24 protein-coding genes and 1 other annotated feature are annotated in these 15,602 nt (G+C 39.6%); of the genes, 3 read left to right on the top strand and 21 right to left on the bottom strand.

Features of this window, described 5'->3' with window-relative positions; all coding sequences use genetic code 11:
* Window positions 1-97: 97 nt before the first annotated feature.
* The 13 genes from pyrR to L1765_RS12360 all read right to left on the bottom strand — a co-directional run bounded on the left by pyrR (window position 98) and on the right by L1765_RS12360 (window position 6,919).
* Window positions 98-646, bottom strand: coding sequence for a bifunctional pyr operon transcriptional regulator/uracil phosphoribosyltransferase PyrR (gene pyrR / locus L1765_RS12420; RefSeq protein ID WP_236407808.1), 549 nt, complete (start codon window positions 644-646; stop codon window positions 98-100).
* Window positions 647-849: 203 nt separating this feature from the next.
* Complete coding sequence (locus tag L1765_RS12415) at window positions 850-1,767, bottom strand: RluA family pseudouridine synthase (RefSeq protein ID WP_236407807.1); 918 nt, start codon at window positions 1,765-1,767, stop codon at window positions 850-852.
* A gap of 51 nt (window positions 1,768-1,818) precedes the next feature.
* Window positions 1,819-2,277 carry a signal peptidase II gene (lspA, locus tag L1765_RS12410; RefSeq protein WP_236407806.1) on the bottom strand — a complete coding sequence of 153 codons (459 nt, stop codon included), beginning with the start codon at window positions 2,275-2,277 and terminating at the stop codon, window positions 1,819-1,821.
* Window positions 2,278-2,459: 182 nt separating this feature from the next.
* Window positions 2,460-3,146 carry a TraR/DksA C4-type zinc finger protein gene (locus L1765_RS12405; protein WP_236407805.1) on the bottom strand — a complete coding sequence of 229 codons (687 nt, stop codon included), beginning with the start codon at window positions 3,144-3,146 and terminating at the stop codon, window positions 2,460-2,462.
* 228 nt (window positions 3,147-3,374) lie between these two features.
* A complete protein-coding gene (locus tag L1765_RS12400) occupies window positions 3,375-3,626 on the bottom strand; it encodes a hypothetical protein (RefSeq protein WP_236407804.1) in 252 nt (83 codons plus the stop codon).
* On the bottom strand, window positions 3,623-4,135 hold the full coding sequence (locus L1765_RS12395; RefSeq protein ID WP_236407803.1) for an RNA-guided endonuclease InsQ/TnpB family protein: 513 nt from the start codon (window positions 4,133-4,135) through the stop codon (window positions 3,623-3,625). The genes L1765_RS12400 and L1765_RS12395 overlap by 4 nt, the downstream gene beginning before the upstream one ends.
* A 17-nt stretch (window positions 4,136-4,152) precedes the next feature.
* On the bottom strand, window positions 4,153-4,560 hold the full coding sequence (gene tnpA, locus L1765_RS12390; protein WP_236407802.1) for an IS200/IS605 family transposase: 408 nt from the start codon (window positions 4,558-4,560) through the stop codon (window positions 4,153-4,155).
* A complete protein-coding gene (locus L1765_RS12385; protein ID WP_236407801.1) occupies window positions 4,553-4,714 on the bottom strand; it encodes a hypothetical protein in 162 nt (53 codons plus the stop codon). Before L1765_RS12385 ends, tnpA begins: the two co-directional genes overlap by 8 nt.
* Window positions 4,695-5,003, bottom strand: a complete 309-nt coding sequence (locus L1765_RS12380) for a hypothetical protein (protein WP_236407800.1) — start codon at window positions 5,001-5,003, stop codon at window positions 4,695-4,697. Before L1765_RS12380 ends, L1765_RS12385 begins: the two co-directional genes overlap by 20 nt.
* Before the next feature lie 347 nt (window positions 5,004-5,350).
* Window positions 5,351-5,632: a type II toxin-antitoxin system RelE/ParE family toxin gene (locus L1765_RS12375; RefSeq protein WP_236407799.1), complete on the bottom strand. Its 282-nt coding sequence runs from the start codon at window positions 5,630-5,632 to the stop codon at window positions 5,351-5,353.
* Entirely contained in the window at window positions 5,620-5,802 is a 183-nt protein-coding gene (locus L1765_RS12370; RefSeq protein ID WP_236407798.1) for a hypothetical protein, read from the bottom strand. The genes L1765_RS12375 and L1765_RS12370 overlap by 13 nt, the downstream gene beginning before the upstream one ends.
* A 198-nt stretch (window positions 5,803-6,000) precedes the next feature.
* Window positions 6,001-6,432: a tyrosine-type recombinase/integrase gene (locus L1765_RS12365; RefSeq protein WP_236407797.1), complete on the bottom strand. Its 432-nt coding sequence runs from the start codon at window positions 6,430-6,432 to the stop codon at window positions 6,001-6,003.
* 76 nt (window positions 6,433-6,508) lie between these two features.
* Window positions 6,509-6,919, bottom strand: a complete 411-nt coding sequence (locus L1765_RS12360) for an NUDIX domain-containing protein (RefSeq protein WP_236407796.1) — start codon at window positions 6,917-6,919, stop codon at window positions 6,509-6,511.
* A 220-nt stretch (window positions 6,920-7,139) separates the two neighbouring features.
* On the opposite strand from L1765_RS12360, the gene L1765_RS12355 reads away from it, so the two are divergent.
* From L1765_RS12355 to L1765_RS12345, 3 genes are all read left to right on the top strand, one after another.
* Window positions 7,140-7,415 carry a hypothetical protein gene (locus tag L1765_RS12355; RefSeq protein WP_236407795.1) on the top strand — a complete coding sequence of 92 codons (276 nt, stop codon included), beginning with the start codon at window positions 7,140-7,142 and terminating at the stop codon, window positions 7,413-7,415.
* Window positions 7,416-7,435: 20 nt separating this feature from the next.
* Window positions 7,436-7,651, top strand: a complete 216-nt coding sequence (locus L1765_RS12350) for a hypothetical protein (protein ID WP_236407794.1) — start codon at window positions 7,436-7,438, stop codon at window positions 7,649-7,651.
* 100 nt (window positions 7,652-7,751) lie between these two features.
* Window positions 7,752-8,066, top strand: a complete 315-nt coding sequence (locus L1765_RS12345; RefSeq protein WP_236407793.1) for a hypothetical protein — start codon at window positions 7,752-7,754, stop codon at window positions 8,064-8,066.
* Between the two features lie 73 nt (window positions 8,067-8,139).
* Here L1765_RS12345 and ileS read toward each other — a convergent pair whose 3' ends face one another.
* From ileS to L1765_RS12305, 8 genes are all read right to left on the bottom strand, one after another.
* Window positions 8,140-10,923, bottom strand: coding sequence for an isoleucine--tRNA ligase (gene ileS / locus L1765_RS12340; RefSeq protein WP_236407792.1), 2,784 nt, complete (start codon window positions 10,921-10,923; stop codon window positions 8,140-8,142).
* An 80-nt stretch (window positions 10,924-11,003) separates the two neighbouring features.
* Window positions 11,004-11,247: a binding site (T-box leader), on the bottom strand.
* Between the two features lie 59 nt (window positions 11,248-11,306).
* Window positions 11,307-11,795 carry a DivIVA domain-containing protein gene (locus tag L1765_RS12335; RefSeq protein ID WP_236407791.1) on the bottom strand — a complete coding sequence of 163 codons (489 nt, stop codon included), beginning with the start codon at window positions 11,793-11,795 and terminating at the stop codon, window positions 11,307-11,309.
* Between the two features lie 118 nt (window positions 11,796-11,913).
* Window positions 11,914-12,687: a YlmH family RNA-binding protein gene (locus L1765_RS12330; protein WP_236407790.1), complete on the bottom strand. Its 774-nt coding sequence runs from the start codon at window positions 12,685-12,687 to the stop codon at window positions 11,914-11,916.
* 10 nt (window positions 12,688-12,697) lie between these two features.
* Window positions 12,698-12,967 (bottom strand): YggT family protein, encoded by a 270-nt coding sequence (locus L1765_RS12325; RefSeq protein WP_236407789.1) that lies wholly within the window; start codon window positions 12,965-12,967, stop codon window positions 12,698-12,700.
* Window positions 12,968-12,984: 17 nt separating this feature from the next.
* Entirely contained in the window at window positions 12,985-13,392 is a 408-nt protein-coding gene (locus tag L1765_RS12320) for a cell division protein SepF (RefSeq protein ID WP_236407788.1), read from the bottom strand.
* 17 nt (window positions 13,393-13,409) lie between these two features.
* Complete coding sequence (locus L1765_RS12315) at window positions 13,410-14,096, bottom strand: YggS family pyridoxal phosphate-dependent enzyme (protein ID WP_236407787.1); 687 nt, start codon at window positions 14,094-14,096, stop codon at window positions 13,410-13,412.
* A 15-nt stretch (window positions 14,097-14,111) separates the two neighbouring features.
* Window positions 14,112-14,891, bottom strand: coding sequence for a peptidoglycan editing factor PgeF (gene pgeF / locus L1765_RS12310; protein ID WP_236407786.1), 780 nt, complete (start codon window positions 14,889-14,891; stop codon window positions 14,112-14,114).
* A 73-nt stretch (window positions 14,892-14,964) separates the two neighbouring features.
* The gene (locus L1765_RS12305; protein WP_236407785.1) at window positions 14,965-15,267 is read right to left on the bottom strand and encodes a YlmC/YmxH family sporulation protein; all 303 of its coding nucleotides are present in this window, start codon (window positions 15,265-15,267) and stop codon (window positions 14,965-14,967) included.
* Window positions 15,268-15,602 lie beyond the last annotated feature (335 nt).

The following is a 15,602-nucleotide window of genomic DNA, read 5'->3' as shown; positions in this document are numbered from 1 at the left end:
TTATAAAAAACCTCTTTACGAAGGCGTAAAGAGGTTACAACACAAACCAAAACATAAGGTAAGTGGTGCTTCCCCTTCTCAGCCTCTCTGGACTGGTTTAAAGGGTACTGTTTTCATTTATCACAACTCTGTCTATTTGATCTACTTCAGACAGCTGGACAGATATGACTTCAGTTTTGGAAGTCGGTACATTTTTCCCAACATAATCAGGTCTGATGGGAAGTTCTCGATGGCCCCTATCAATTAAAACCGCCAATTGAATCATCTGAGGCCTTCCCATATCAATTAAAGCATCCAATGCTGCTCTGACCGTACGTCCGGTGTATAATACATCATCCACCAAGATCACTTTTTTTCCAGTAATATCCACAGGGATGTTGGTCCCCTTCAGTACCGGCTGTTCTTCTTTATGAGTTAAATCATCCCGATACAGAGTGATGTCCAGTTCTCCAACTGGTACTTTTACCTGCTCAATTTGTTCGATTCGTCGAGCTAAACGTTGGGCTAGATAAATCCCACGGGTTCGAATGCCAACAATCACACAATCATCTACACCTTTGTTTTTTTCTAAGATTTCATGGGCAATTCTGGTCAATGCTCGACGGATCGCGGCCTCATCTAAAATCATGCTCTTTTCCTGAAGCATGCTCTCTCCCCTTTATGAAGTGTACATCATAATAGTTTACAGTGATTTTTACACAAAAAAACTTCTTACCCAGACTGGCAAGAAGTGAATAGACACATAACATCCTATTCGCGTACCTTGCCAGTCTCTCGGGACTGATTTAAAGGTCTCTACCTCAAAATGATTATGACATAATCGTTACGATTGGTCAATAGAAAAAACGGTTACCTTAATACCCTTAATAAAGTTTCCATGTCTTGGGGTAATGGTGCCTCAAAAATGAAATCTTCCCCGGTTCTCGGATGCCTAAAACCAAGGATCCCGGCATGAAGGGCCTGACCATCAATCGGCAGCGTTTTTGATGGTCCGTACTTGGGATCACCTGCTAAGGGAAAACCGATATATTTCATATGAACGCGAATTTGATGGGTCCTCCCTGTTTCCAATTGCAATTCCACCAGAGTATATTGTTTAAATCGCTCCAGGACCACAAAATGGGTAACTGCCGGCTTGCTATTTTTGAAAACAACCGCCATCTGCTGCCGGTCTTTGGGGTCCCGACCAATGGGAGCGTCTATGGTTCCTTTATCATGGGGGATGTTCCCGTGGACAATGGCAATATATTTCCGAATAACCTTATGATCCTTCAACTGCTGAGACAATGATAGATGTGCCGTATCATTTTTGGCCACCATCAGCAGTCCTGAGGTATCCTTGTCAATTCGATGAACAATCCCGGGTCGGAGAATGCCATTAATGCCGGATAAATCCTTGCAGTGGTACAACAGGCCATTCACCAGCGTTCCACTGTAATGTCCCGGAGCGGGATGAACGACCAGCCCCCTTGGTTTGTTCACCACAATGACATCCTGATCTTCATAATAAATATCAAGGGGCAACGGTTCAGGGTTAATAAGCAATTCTTTCGGTGGAGGAACCATTAGAATGATTTCATCTTCCTCTTCCACGCGATAATTACTTTTCACCCGATTGCCGTTAACCGTTACTAAGCCATCTTTTATCCATTGCTGGATTTGAGAGCGAGACCACACCTCTTCCTGTTGAGACAAAAATTTATCAATTCTTTCGCCCCCATCTCCTTCGACAATCCAATCATATCTTGCAAATGGTTGATTCTTCACGACTATCCTCCGATACTGAGGTCTAATCAATAGCAAAGCTGCCACTGGATCTTAGTTCACCGCTTTTCTGCGGGATTGCAGAAACATGTCCAAAATAAACAAACCGGCACCAATGACAATGAACGAATCTGCCAAATTAAATATGGGGTAGTTATAACTAAAAAAGCGAAAATCCAGAAAATCAACTACTTCCCCGGTAACCAAACGATCGACAAAATTACCTACGGCTCCGCCCAGTATCAGGGAAAGTGCAATGGAAATCCTTTTTTCACGGTAGCTGTGCTGGAGGTAATAAATGATAGCACCAATAACGATCAAGGTAATCACAATAAACAACCAGCGTTGATTTTGCAAAATCCCAAACGCCGCCCCACGATTCCTTGATGATGTGAGATAAAAAAATCCGTCAATAATCGGAATCGATTCATAAAGGGTCATCCACTTCACAACTGCCAGTTTAGACAATTGATCCAACAAAAAAACAATGAGTGCCAGTATGTAGTATCCCACTTGTTTTCCTCCTGCCGACTGTATTCAGTTGAAATTGTAGCATATTCTTCCATGGTTTACTACCCAAACATCCGACATGGATGATGTGATCATTGTCGAATACTGACAAAGTTTGGCAGAAGGTTGCTGATTTTGATAAATCCTGCGCTTTCCCGGGAAAACACATTAGTGACTCTTGTGCTTTATCTTTCCAAATTTCCATCTTCATCTTCCTCATCATAATTGGCATCAATATAAGCCTCATAAGCATTGTTTCTGACCACATCATATTCAGCAGGATTGCCGGTAATATCGGTTACGATAAACCCTTCCAATTGTTCAACGTAGCCCCTTTTGTCTTCCATCTCCACATCGGCGTAATCAACATAGGGAAGCTCATTAAAACGGGCTACTTCCTGCCAAGCATCCTCTGAATCAAATTCTGTTTCATTTTCCTTTTCATCGAAGCTAAGTCTGCCAAAGGGCGGAGCCATAAATTGTTCCTCAATTGGTCTAGTCTCTGATGCAAACTTGTTCGGCTGATGTTCGATGCAATAACGGGTTGTGGGCACTGCTTCCAAACGTTCATAAGGGATTTCCTTGCCGCATATGACACAAATGCCATATGTTCCTTCTTCCAACCGATCCAAGGCTGAAATAATTTCCTCCAACTGGTGTTCATTATGTTCATTTAATGCTAAGTCTTTCCCTCTTTCAAATAACTCAGAGCCTAAATCGGCAGGGTGGTTGTCATAACCTGAAAGTTCACCAACAGAAGTGTTCAGCGGTTCCTCCATTCCATAATGATGATTATCCTGCAGTCGTTTCGTGATTATTTCCTTTTCTTGCAGAAGCATATCCTTTAGTTTTGATATCTGGTTTTGATTCATCGGGAATTTCTCCTTTCACACCATCAGGTTTTGCCTCCTCGCTCAGCACCAACTCAAAGACTGTCCTTATTAGAAGGCTATCCTTATTATTCCTAAGCAAGGTCATTTGTTCCGTCTATATTACATATAGTGTTCCCAATTTTAGCGATAAAAAAAAACCCAAAAAATAGGGGTTCGTAAACAATCGGCTTCCCATCCCGAACCGATAAATGAGATGGGGATGACAAATTATTGACTATTTTTGTATACCGTACCGAAATCGACAGGCAAACTATCCGTTGATTGACTCGCCGATACATTTGATGACTGGCTTTCCCGGTACGAGGTACTCTGATCTACGTTGGTAATTAAATATCTATCATCAAATTTCATTAGGGAAATTTTTTCGCGGCGTAAACTGGTGATTCCCAGGTCGGTTACCGCTTCTTGCACCGTTACTTCATAGATGATCGTGTCATTTTGTCGCTCAGCTTGAATCATGTCAGTGGTTGTTCCATCTCCTGTTCAGTAAGTACAGAAACAAACCATCGACCACATTTTTGTGATACGGTGATGGACTTTATCTTACCCTCGATTTGTCTTGATTTATGGTACCGCACTTCCCCAATTTTGGGAATAAAGATGACCTTTTCTTCGATGCGAAACTTTTGAGGGCAAGTAAACGAATCATGCTTATTCTTCTTTTTGAAGGTAGGAAATTCCGCTAATCCTTTAAAGAAGTTCTTAAACGCTTTATCTAAATTTCGCAACGTGGTTTGCAAACTCTGGGAAAACGATTCGCTTAAAAATGGAAATTGCTTCTTCAAATTCGGCAAGTCCGTAGCCATCTCGTGATAGAACACAAATGTCTTATTCTGTTTATACTGCTCCAAGTTCTTTTTCAAATAGTAGTTATACACAAAACGTTGACAACCACAAGCTTGTTTTAATTGTTGAATTTGTGCTGCTGTTGGTTCTAACTTGAAACGGTATACTTTGTTGATTTTCATTCGTGTTCCACCTCCTTCTACGGTCTTGTTTTCTGCTCTTGAATATATCTCTTAATTGTTTCAGAGCTGACCTTGCCAATTGTGCTTACGAAATGCCCTTTGCTCCATAGTGAACCACATCTTCCATAAAATCGTTTAAGTAGTGGATATTGTTTGAACAATTCAATAGCTGAAATGCTTTTTAGTGTTCGCACAATATCCGTTGGTGCGACAGTAGGTTTTGCAGATAAAAAGATATGAATGTGGTCGGGCATGACTTCCAATTCAATGATTTCATATTCGTATTTTTCACATATCTGTTGAAAAATTTGTTTCAATGAAACTTCGACATCACCTTTTAGAACTTGAAACCGAAATTTCGGACACCAAACTAAATGATACTGAACAAGATAGCGGCAATGGTTCAGGGATTTGTAATCATTCATCGGAGTCTAATTCGTATTTTTCTTTAATCGCTCGTCGAATCAAGTCCAAATAGGTTAATGTCGTTTCTTCTTCAACAGAATAAACACGTGCCAGATTTTCCAACTCTGATTTCCATGTTTCAGGAATAGAAATGTTAATTTGCACATTTTTCACCGGAAACCAACTCCTTACATATACATTCTACCATAATAGATAGTCTATGGAAAGGAGATTGAGTAAGTCGATGCTGAGAAATTTCAATTGCAAACTCACCAGTTCCAGTGCCAATTTCAATAATTACGTGGTCTGACATTAGATTTATCTTCCTTTTTATTTCTTCCGTTTCTTTTTTAATATCCCGCAACTTTTGCATTCGTTGATCATACACTTTTACTTCTTTTTGATCCATGTAGTTTAATCCAACCTGCTTATATTCATTGTAGTACCACTTTGGATAAGTCATTATAATCTCACTTCACTTTTCCTTTTTTAATTCCGACCACAATTTATTCCCCGATATGGCATGGCACATAACGTTTTGTATTCACGACGCCCCTGAGCTTACAGGTGAAGTCTGAGCCTTAGAAAGCTCTTTTCTTAGGCTCAGGCCGCCGACTCGGTTTGCGAAGGAGATGTGTTACGGCAGTGCTCTTCATGAATAACTTCTTGAATTGCTTCATGCCCTATGCCTCCACAACCAAGGGCGTTAGCTCGCAGCGTGAATATCTTTTTATCCGAAGCATTTTTGAATCTGCTTACAAATAAAAAACATCATTGATCCTTTGTAGAATCATGATGTCTTATAAAATTCTATTTAAGTCGTTTGGATTGATGTAATATTGTTACAACTTCTATTAATTCTGTCTCTACACGATAAATAATTCGATAATTCTTATAAAGTTTTTCACGTAACCTTGAATCCTTAAACTCAGGAACAACTCTCCCTGCATATGGAAATTCAGGTACAGTTAAAGTCACTTCAATAATTTGTTTTATAAAATTACTGGCATTATCAACTGAATCCGATTTAATGTAATCAAAGATGATCTCTAAATCATTGAGAGACCTAGGTGACCAGTTTAATTTAGCCATTTAAATATTCTCTCCATAGCTTCTTCGTGCGGAATTCCTTTACCCTCATCTAGTTCTTTAATACCTTCTTCAATCCTTGCTCGTACATATAGTTTATAAAGAATATCTTCCATAGTCACATTGTCCGGCATCTCTTGGATAATTTTAATTACTTCATTCTTTACACTCATTTTTTGATCACCTCGACATACACTTTTGTTATATTCATTATACTTCATATATTTTCTTGTGTTAATATTTATCGGTTTTATCATGGGTTTTTAAAAGTTTTTCGCTTCAATGTTTCGGATAACGTCTCGAGTATTCCCGACACGCCCGAAACTTACAGGCGTAGACCGAGTCTCAGACCCATGATCCTATCTAATGGACTATTGAATTCTCATCACATCCTTTCTCCTTACGTGTGTATATCGTTCGGTTGTTTTTACATCTGAATGCCCCAACAGTTCTTGTATATACCTTAAGTCAGTTCCATTTTCCAGAAGATGAGTAGCAAAAGAATGGCGTAGAGAATGAAGCGAAACATTCTTCTTGATTCCAGTTCTACTAATAGCTTTTTCAAATAATTTTTGAACAGAGCGTTCACTAAGATGCTTTCCTTCCTCGGCACCTGGGAACACCCACGAGTCCAATCGAGTTTCCTTCGCATATATATCCAGAAGATTAAGAGTTACTTCTGATAGTACCGTATAGCGATCTTTTCGTCCTTTGCCCTGTTTTACATGAATGACCATCCGTTCTCGATCAATGTCCTTCACTTTTAATCGGACCACCTCTCCTAAACGTGAGCCTCTATCCATGGCCAGCTTGACTTTGGAGAAACCAAGGACATCCAAATCAGTTAACAGATAATATTTGAAAGGCTAAAAAATGATACTAATTGTTGAAATTCTGATTAAATACCTTTTCTGCTGCCCACACTTGATGTGTGTGAAATAATAAGTTGACTTCATCTCGTTTCAACCATACCAGTTGATGATCATATTCCGGCGGATTTTGTGGCTCCCCAATTAATTCCGCTATGTAAAAGAAACCCTCACTAACCATGTTCTCATTTAATTGCGTTGAATAAAAATATCTTTTCGCCCGTCCAATGAATTCTATTATTTTTATTACATACCCTAATTCTTCTAAAAATTCACGTTTTAGACATTCCTCATGAGTTTCATTCTCTTCTATTCCTCCACCCGGAAGAAAATATCCTGTTGAGGTTTTGACAACAATAAGCCGTTTATTCATCTGGGCAAGGACTAATAAATCTTTTTCTGAAGCGGATTGAATCATCATTTCTGATTGATTTGAAAAAATCATCATATCACCACTAATTCGATTATTTTTTGTACCCTATATTGTATATCGACTTAATTAAGCATGAATAGATAACCTAACTGAAAAAACAGAAAATAATGTAGAATTTTGTCGATAAATTTTTATTTACAATTTTCAAAAAAATATATATTATTAATAGGTAAATATTTCCATTAATATAAGAAAGGGGAAGAAAATTATGGGATTAATTAATTCTACAACTGATGTCTTAGCTAACAAAATTGCAACTGATCTTATAGGTTTTAATGTAGGTTGTAAAACAGCCAAAAAATTGGGAGCAGATAATAAAACTGCAGTTAAAGTTGGAGGAGGATCAGCTTTTGTCGTTGATATAGCAAATACCAATTATAAATTCACCGAAAAAATAACCTCAAAAATAAGGAATTATATTGGTAATGAATTTAACAGAATTAAAAAAAAAGGTCGAGTAGTTAGTAGTTACATCCATAGATAGGCTTTGAACTGGATATTTATATGGTCAAGATAATTGAAGATTCTATATCTCCTTTGAAACCAATGATTACCATTTTGTTGGAAAATAATGTTTTATGTTCTGATGATTTAGTTGGTATTATTTTCTATGAAGGTATACAATATAGGATTTTTGAAGTTCCACCAGAAAAAGCTGTAATTATCGACTTATACAAAGATCTTAATATTATCAACGCTATAAATATTTTAACAATTTGAATAGTTAACAAAGATGGTAACGAATTATTAAAAAAGAAATATTTATAGATAAAACTCGGAAACATCATGTTTACAGCAATCCAAAAGGGAGAAGAAATGTATGAACGGAGAAGACTCACTGCTATATGCAATTGAAAGCGCTTGGTTATCTGCCATTTTCTTCTTTTTCTATTATTTAGAGAGAAAAAATAAAAAACAGATCTTAATGTACCTTCTTATTTTTGCTGGCGTATATATCGTAGTTGATGCCTATTTACAAATCAACTATAACCTAACAACTTTTATTATTGATTCCGTTTATGAAGCATTATCTCTTTTATCGTTATCACTATGGTATAAAAAATATCCTAAAACAATCGCTGCATTAATTATATTCCTCTATGCATTAAGCAACATGATAAAATCTCTTTTATAAAAACAAAGAAGGCATGCTCTGCTTTTAGTTGAACATGCCTTCTTTGTTTTTTTAGTTTATCTCTTGTTTTTTCCTATTCCACTGCCACATGGGCATAATGGTTTTTAACGGTTTGGGCACAGCGTGGGCATAATGAAGGATGGATATTATCCTGACCCACTTCCTCCTTCACCATCCAGCAGCGCTCACACTTTTCTCCTGGAGCCTGACTAACCAGAACGGATACTCCTTCTAAATCCAGGGCATTTTCCGAAACCTCTTCATCTGGCTTGTGCAGTACCACATGGGAAACGATAAATAACTCTGGCAGTGCCGATTCCATAGCTGAAAGCAATGGGTAATTTTCTTCGCTGGGATAAAGATGAACGGAAGCACCCAAGGAATTTCCGATCAATTTTTCCTTCCGCGCCTGCTCCAATGCCTTTAATACTTCATCTCTCACTTCAATCAACTGATCCCATTTCTTCTCCAATTGATGATCAATCAAGGATAAATTGGCTTCCGGCAAATCGGTGAGCTGTACGCTTAATTCCCTTTCACCCGGAATATATTTCCACACTTCGTCAGCGGTATGGGGGATGATCGGAGTAACCAATCTCACCAAATCCACCAATACATCGTACATCACCGTCTGGGCAGCCCTTCTCAATGGAGATTCAGGTTGCTCGGTATATAAACGGTCTTTGGATACATCAATGTAAAGGGAACTTAAATCAATGGTACAGAAGTTATGGACGGTATGAAAGATCGTATGGAATTGATACTGTTCATAAGCTTTGCGTACCTTCTGAATTACTCTCTGAGCTTTACCCAGAATATAACGATCCAGCTCCGTTAACTCCTCATAGGAAACCCGGTCTTTCGTTGGATTAAAATCATTCAAGTTGCCCAGAAGGAATCGGAAAGTATTTCTGATCTTCCGGTACACCTCAGCAATCTGATTCAAGATATTATCTGAGATTCTTACATCAGATTGGTAATCAACAGAAGCCACCCATAAGCGAAGGATGTCTGCACCCAATTTGTCCATGATCACCTGTGGAACGATCACGTTACCCAAGGATTTGGACATCTTTCTACCCTCTCCGTCCAAGGTAAAGCCGTGGCTTAAAATCCCTTTGTATGGGGCTTGACCCCTGGTGGCAACCGCTGTGGAAAGGGACGAGTTAAACCATCCTCTGTATTGGTCAGAACCTTCCAAATATAAGTCAGCAGGCCACTGCAATTCTTCCCTTTCCTGAAGAACAGCTTCATGACTGGAACCGGAATCAAACCATACATCCATGGTGTCGGTTTCTTTCCTGAAAGAAGTATTGCCGCAGGCAGGACAAGAAAGCCCCTCGGGAATTAATTCGGAAACGTCCATGGCATACCAGGCGGATGAACCTTCCTGTCTAAAAATTTCCGCAATCCGATTAATCGTTTCATCATTCACAATCGCTTCCTGACAAGCTTCACAATAAAAGATAGGAATTGGGACTCCCCATACCCGTTGTCTGGAAATACACCAGTCATTCCGGTCAGCCACCATATTATGAAGGCGCTGTTCTCCCCATGAGGGGGTCCATTTTACTTCCTTAATGGCCTTTAACAATTCCTCCCTAAATCCATCGATAGAAGCAAACCATTGCTCCGTAGCCCGGAAAATAACCGGCTGCTTGCTTCTCCAATCATGGGGATATTGGTGGGTGATAAAGGAAAGCTTCAATAAAGCTCCTGCTTCATCCAATTTTTGTGTGATCGGCTTGTTGGCATCATCATAAAACAAACCTTCAAAACCGGGTGCCCCTTCCGTAAAACGGCCCTTGTCATCTACTGGACACAAAATCTCTAAATGATATTTTTGTCCCAGATAAAAGTCTTCTTCCCCATGCCCAGGAGCGGTATGAACACATCCTGTACCGGCATCCAAAGTAACGTGATCCCCTAAAATCACAAGGGAATCCCGATCATAGAAAGGATGACGGCAAACAGCATACTCCAGTTCAGATCCTTTAAAGGTGTTTACGATTTCATAGGTCTCCCAGCCTACTTCTTTCGCCACTTGTTCCAAAAGACCTGAAGCCACCACCATCTTATCATCTCCGACACGGACAACCGAATATTCCAATTCAGGGTGAAGGGCAATAGCCACATTGGCCGGGATAGTCCATGGAGTCGTGGTCCAAATCACTACCGATGTTTTCTCATCCAATAGTCCTTTTCCATCCTTCACAGGAAATTTGACATAGATGGAAGGAGAACGCTTATCTTTGTATTCAATTTCTGCTTCAGCTAAAGCGGTCTCAGAGGAAGGAGACCAGTAAACGGATTTTAACCCTTTATAAATATAACCTTTCTTGGCCATTTCCCCGAATACTTTGATTTGCCTTGCTTCATACTCAGGCTTCAAGGTGAGATAGGGATTTTCCCAATCTCCCCGAACACCCAAGCGTTTAAATTGCCCTTTTTGTTTTTCCACATAGGAAAGAGCGTATTCTTTACACATCTCTCTAAATTCATTGATTCCCACTTTATGCCGGTCTATCTTTTTATTTTTGATAATGGCATGTTCAATGGGAAGGCCATGGGTATCCCATCCAGGGACATATGGGGCATCATAACCTGACATGGATTTAAAACGGACAATCATATCTTTTAATACCTTATTTAATGCATGACCGATATGAATATCCCCATTGGCATAGGGAGGCCCATCGTGAAGAATGAACTTGGGTCTTCCCTTTGTTCTCTCCTGCACTTTTTTATAAATATCGATTTCATCCCACCATTCCTGCATAGATGGTTCCATTTTCGGCAAATTGCCCCTCATGGAAAAGTCGGTTTTAGGCAAATTTAATGTTTTCCCATAATCCATATCTCTCTCAACTCCTTTAACGTATTCCGCAAACATATGAAGAGCGTTTGTATATGGTGAAAATAAAAAACTTCCCATCCCAAAGGGACGAGAAGATAACCCGCGGTACCACCCTTATGGATGAAAAACAAAATCATTCTATTGGAACAACATTTCATCCACTTGACATTCTTAACGGGAATGAACCGTCTTCCCCTAATCCGGTAAAATTTCAGGGAAGCTGCTTCACAGATGATCATTCATCAGCCGCAATCATTGGCTCCCACCAACCCCAACTCGCTGTAGATTCGTATCTGATGAATCTGTTCTGGTCATCGCATTTCAATATGTAACAAACAAATATTTTCTATTAACGTGCAGTATACTTAATTCTCATCGACACGTCAAGAGACAGCTTCCTCATTTTCATCAAATTCAGCAATCTTATCCCATTCATCGTTGCCCAGCATTTCCAATTGTGCCTCCAAAAGAGTTCGAAAACGGGTACGATAGATAGAAGCCCTTTTCTTTAACTCTTCCATTTCAATCGCAATCTTTCTTGCTTTGGTTAATGCCTCATTAATGATACGGTCTGCATTTTTTTCCGCTTCTTTCAAAATCAGTTGGGCTTCCTTACGGGCATTGTTTTTCAATTCCTCGGCTGCCTCTTGGGCTACAACAATAGACTTTCCTAAAGTATCTTCAATTTTCGTAAAATGGCTCAAACGTTCTTCCAATTGATGAACCGTGTTTTCCAGTTCTTTGTTTTCCCGAATCAAGGCTTCAAAATCTTTTATAATTTGATCTAGAAATTCGTTAACCTCATCTTCATTGTATCCTCTGAAACTTTTTGTAAACTCCTTATTATGTATATCCAAAGGTTTTAAAGGCATGATGCCACCTCCCACTTAGTCTTTCTCAACATTCGACAAAAGCTGTGAAATTTCCTGCCAAAGGAACAAAATCATTGATTAAGATTTTGTTCCAGAGGTTCATAGTCGATTTTGATGACTAGTTAACCCTGCCCACCCGTAATCTGATTTTCCCCTTTTTCGTTTTACCCTCAATGCCCAAAATATGAAAGCGGCCAAATCCTCGAAGGGAAATGACGTCCCCTTGGCTTACTGGTTCGCTTGGGTTATCTATAATCTTCCAATTCACTTTCAGATGGCCGGCACGGATGGGGGAAAGTACTTTTGACCGGGACAAGTGATACACCTCCGATGCGATCGCATCAACCCGTAAGGAAGAAACGGTAATGGATATCTCCTTGAGAGAGATTGAAGGAATAACCAAATCATCCTTCGTTATCATCGATATGGTTACAGACTGCCGATGAACTTGATTCAAATAAAGGGTAATGTAATCCTTCATTTCTGCAGCAATCACCACCTGACATCTTTCTGCTAGAAGAATATCGCCAAACTTCTCCCTTTTTATCCCTAGCCCCAGAAAGGCGCCCAAAAAATCCCGATGTTCCAGCTGCTTTCCCTTTTGTGAGTAATGAATCTCCAAAAAAGATATAGAAAAATCGGCTTCGTTAACATGATCATAACTGGGCACGATTAATCCTCGTTTTCTTTCAGCCCCCTCATAACCACCGAAAAAAAAGGCCGACACCTCTGAATAACGGTTGGCCATACTTTCAACAATATATTGTTTTCTTGGGTCCAAAAAGTCGGTTAAACGCCTTTGATGCCGATGAACGGCCTGCAATAACCATTCATCAACCATTTCGACAAAAGGTTGTTCTTCAGGTCTAAAATGCTGTAAAAAATCACTCATAAGCCTCTACCTATAGAAATAACATTCTCAAAATGCTCATGACACCAATTTGAGCAAAATATAAAGCAAAAAGAGCAGCAATTGGAGAAATATCAATCATTCCGATGGGCGGGATAAATCTTCTGAAAATGGATAAATAAGGTTCGACGAAACGCCCGATAAACTGGCCTATAGATGACTCCCGCAAGTTAGGAACCCATGACATTAAGATGTAGGCAATGATCATATAATAATAAATCTGGAAAGCAAACGAAAAAATGGAGCTTAATAACGTGTACATTTCTTCACCTCGGTTTATTAGTTAGTCTCGTTTTCTAGTTGGGTAATCGATCCTTGGACATCCACATGCTCGGGAGCACAAAGAAAAATGTGCAACCCTACCTTTTGTATATTACCATTAAGTGCATAAACAGTTCCACTTAAAAAGTCAATAAATCTTCTGGCTTGCTCCTTGGGAAGACGCTGCAAGTTGACGATGATGGGCCTCTTTTGCTTTAAATGATCCGCCATTTCCTGAGCTTCCTCGTATGTTCGAGGTTCACACAAAATCACGCGCAAATTGGATTTTACCTGCTGCAGAGGAATAACATTATTCTTTCCCTTTTTAGGAAAAGAAACAACTTCTTCTTCCAGCAACTCTTCTCTTTCCACAACCTGTTCCTCAGCCAATCCAAAAAAACCCATGATTCGATGCATCATTCCCATCGGTATTCTCCTTCCCGCTAATCTAATTCTTTTCCAACCAACGATGTGCCAATCCGTATAAAAGTTGCCCCTTCTTCAATTGCCACTTCGAAGTCATTGGACATCCCCATGGAGAGATGATAAGGATTGATATGGGGCAATTTCAGTTTTAATAATTCATCCCTTAATAGGCGAAGCTCCCGAAAAACAGGCCGTGCTTCCTCAGGGTCCTCGGTAAAGGGAGCCATTGTCATTAGACCGCATACTTCAATGGATCCATATTGGGAAATTTCCTTGGCAAACGGAATTAAATCAGACGGTTGTATTCCATATTTGCTCTCTTCCCCCGAAACATTCACCTGAATAAAGCAAAGGGGAACTGGCCGATGGTTTTGGCTTCTCTTATGGATTTCCTTTGCCAACGAGATCCTGTCCAAAGAATGAATATAGTGAAACCTGCCAATAACATCCTTCACCTTATTGGTCTGCAGATGTCCAATAAAGTGCCATTTCCCCCGGTCACCCAACTGCTGCCATTTAGGGATTGCATCCTGAACCCTGCTTTCTCCGATATGGATGATTCCGGTATCCAAAGCTTCCCTTGTCGTTTCTAGGGAAACATATTTGGTAACCGCCACCACTTCCACATCTTTCGGGTCTCGTTCTGAGCGGAGACATGCCTGTCTAATTCTTTCCTGCAGCTCATACCATCTTTCCTGTATCACTAAACCTCTTCACCTCTATTCCTGCCAACCCATAAATGCAACCTGACGCCCGGTGGTCCCTTTCTCTTTTCGATAAGAATAAAAAAGGGAATTTTGGCAACTGGTACAATATGATGTCACTTCGATATGATGGGGCAAAATTCCTTCTTTTAACATTATCAGATGGTTAATTTCTTGCAAATTAATATGACACTTTCCATTTTCTTTCTTTATATTCCATTGGTCTTCACGATCGGTTGATAAAATCGAATAAACCGCTTCCACCACTTCATCGCTCACTTCATAGCAACAAATTCCAATCGAAGGTCCGATTACGGCACGAATTTGATCTGGCTTGGATTGAAAATGGTTTGTCATTTCTCTGACCATTTTTCCAGCCATATTCTTTACAGTTCCTCTCCAACCAGCATGGGCTAACCCGATCACTTCTTTTTCCGGATCCAAAAAGAAAAGAGGGACACAATCGGCAAATAAAGCGGTTAAAAGAATTCCTTTTTCAGAGGTGATTAACCCATCCATTTCTCCCAACGGTTGATTCATGGGACTATTATGCTGCACAATTCCTACTTCGGTTCCATGAACTTGATTGGCACAACTCCATGATTTCCAGTTGATTCCTATATTCTCCATAAAAGGGTTCATATTCAGGGGTTTGTCTATCTTTTTACTTATTCCACTCGTTCGTGTACTGATACCTGCGATGAGTCCAGAAAATTGCTTTTCCCATCTCTCAATATGAAAAAATGGCCCGGCAGAATCATGATTGAATTGAAAAGGATCATCTATATACTTCACCTTATCACTCCTTACTCTTCTTATATTACCATGTTCAGATGGTAAACAAAAGAAAAAGGCACGATCAAGTGCCTTAACCATTTATCTTATCAAAATACATGGGATAATTTCCTTCTGTTTGGGGAGGATTAGGTGAATATCCTGAGTCCAGCTTAATCAAGATTACATCCATCCCTATTTTTACGATATTCCTCCACGGGATGACAATTTGATTTCCACCGCCAAAAAAACCTAAAAATTTCCCTGGGCCTGGAACAACAATGGCTTCAATCCGGCCATTTTTAAGATCCAACTCCAAGTCACTCACTTGCCCTAATTTTTTTCCATCTATAATATTGACGACATCTTTGGTTTGGAATTCAGAAATCTTTAGCATACCGTCCCACCTATACCACCCTTTTTTAACAGTATATGTGGGGATTTTGAAATATGTCCCACGCGAGAACAAAATCGTTTGATTGATTTACCCAGATGGTTTTGAGAGCTCCGTTCTTTAGAGTCGAAGCAAACCTTAATTGTTTCATTGCTTGATCTTGACTTACAGACCTGTAAATCCTTGATATGAAAATAATTCCCTCCCGGGTCATACTGATCTAAAAATGTCAAGTGCTTGGTATCAATTTCCAGATAAAAATGGGTATAGGGATGCCCGGGATAATCGTTGTAAATGTTTCCAGTAGTTATGATGCAGTATTCTTCTGAACTTCGTAT

This window comes from Microaerobacter geothermalis, assembly GCF_021608135.1.
In the GTDB taxonomy this organism is placed as follows: Bacteria; Bacillota; Bacilli; order DSM-22679; family DSM-22679; genus Microaerobacter; species Microaerobacter geothermalis.
Note: the sequence above shows the minus strand (reverse complement) of the source record. Positions and strands in the feature narration are given on the sequence as shown.

Excerpts from the sequence above, each read along its gene's own strand:
- pyrR (WP_236407808.1), bottom strand. The coding sequence starts at position 646 with ATGCTTCAGGAAAAGAGCATGATTTTAGATGAGGCCGCGATCCGTCGA.
- L1765_RS12405 (WP_236407805.1), bottom strand. The coding sequence starts at position 3,146 with ATGAATCAAAACCAGATATCAAAACTAAAGGATATGCTTCTGCAAGAA.
- L1765_RS12400 (WP_236407804.1), bottom strand. The coding sequence starts at position 3,626 with ATGATTCAAGCTGAGCGACAAAATGACACGATCATCTATGAAGTAACG.
- L1765_RS12395 (WP_236407803.1), bottom strand. The coding sequence starts at position 4,135 with ATGAAAATCAACAAAGTATACCGTTTCAAGTTAGAACCAACAGCAGCA.
- tnpA (WP_236407802.1), bottom strand. The coding sequence starts at position 4,560 with ATGAATGATTACAAATCCCTGAACCATTGCCGCTATCTTGTTCAGTAT.
- L1765_RS12380 (WP_236407800.1), bottom strand. The coding sequence starts at position 5,003 with ATGACTTATCCAAAGTGGTACTACAATGAATATAAGCAGGTTGGATTA.
- L1765_RS12375 (WP_236407799.1), bottom strand. The coding sequence starts at position 5,632 with ATGGCTAAATTAAACTGGTCACCTAGGTCTCTCAATGATTTAGAGATC.
- L1765_RS12370 (WP_236407798.1), bottom strand. The coding sequence starts at position 5,802 with ATGAGTGTAAAGAATGAAGTAATTAAAATTATCCAAGAGATGCCGGAC.
- L1765_RS12365 (WP_236407797.1), bottom strand. The coding sequence starts at position 6,432 with ATGGATAGAGGCTCACGTTTAGGAGAGGTGGTCCGATTAAAAGTGAAG.
- L1765_RS12360 (WP_236407796.1), bottom strand. The coding sequence starts at position 6,919 with ATGATGATTCAATCCGCTTCAGAAAAAGATTTATTAGTCCTTGCCCAG.
- L1765_RS12355 (WP_236407795.1), top strand. The coding sequence starts at position 7,140 with ATGGGATTAATTAATTCTACAACTGATGTCTTAGCTAACAAAATTGCA.
- L1765_RS12350 (WP_236407794.1), top strand. The coding sequence starts at position 7,436 with ATGGTCAAGATAATTGAAGATTCTATATCTCCTTTGAAACCAATGATT.
- L1765_RS12345 (WP_236407793.1), top strand. The coding sequence starts at position 7,752 with ATGAACGGAGAAGACTCACTGCTATATGCAATTGAAAGCGCTTGGTTA.
- ileS (WP_236407792.1), bottom strand. The coding sequence starts at position 10,923 with ATGGATTATGGGAAAACATTAAATTTGCCTAAAACCGACTTTTCCATG.
- L1765_RS12335 (WP_236407791.1), bottom strand. The coding sequence starts at position 11,795 with ATGCCTTTAAAACCTTTGGATATACATAATAAGGAGTTTACAAAAAGT.
- L1765_RS12330 (WP_236407790.1), bottom strand. The coding sequence starts at position 12,687 with ATGAGTGATTTTTTACAGCATTTTAGACCTGAAGAACAACCTTTTGTC.
- L1765_RS12325 (WP_236407789.1), bottom strand. The coding sequence starts at position 12,967 with ATGTACACGTTATTAAGCTCCATTTTTTCGTTTGCTTTCCAGATTTAT.
- L1765_RS12320 (WP_236407788.1), bottom strand. The coding sequence starts at position 13,392 with ATGGGAATGATGCATCGAATCATGGGTTTTTTTGGATTGGCTGAGGAA.
- L1765_RS12305 (WP_236407785.1), bottom strand. The coding sequence starts at position 15,267 with ATGCTAAAGATTTCTGAATTCCAAACCAAAGATGTCGTCAATATTATA.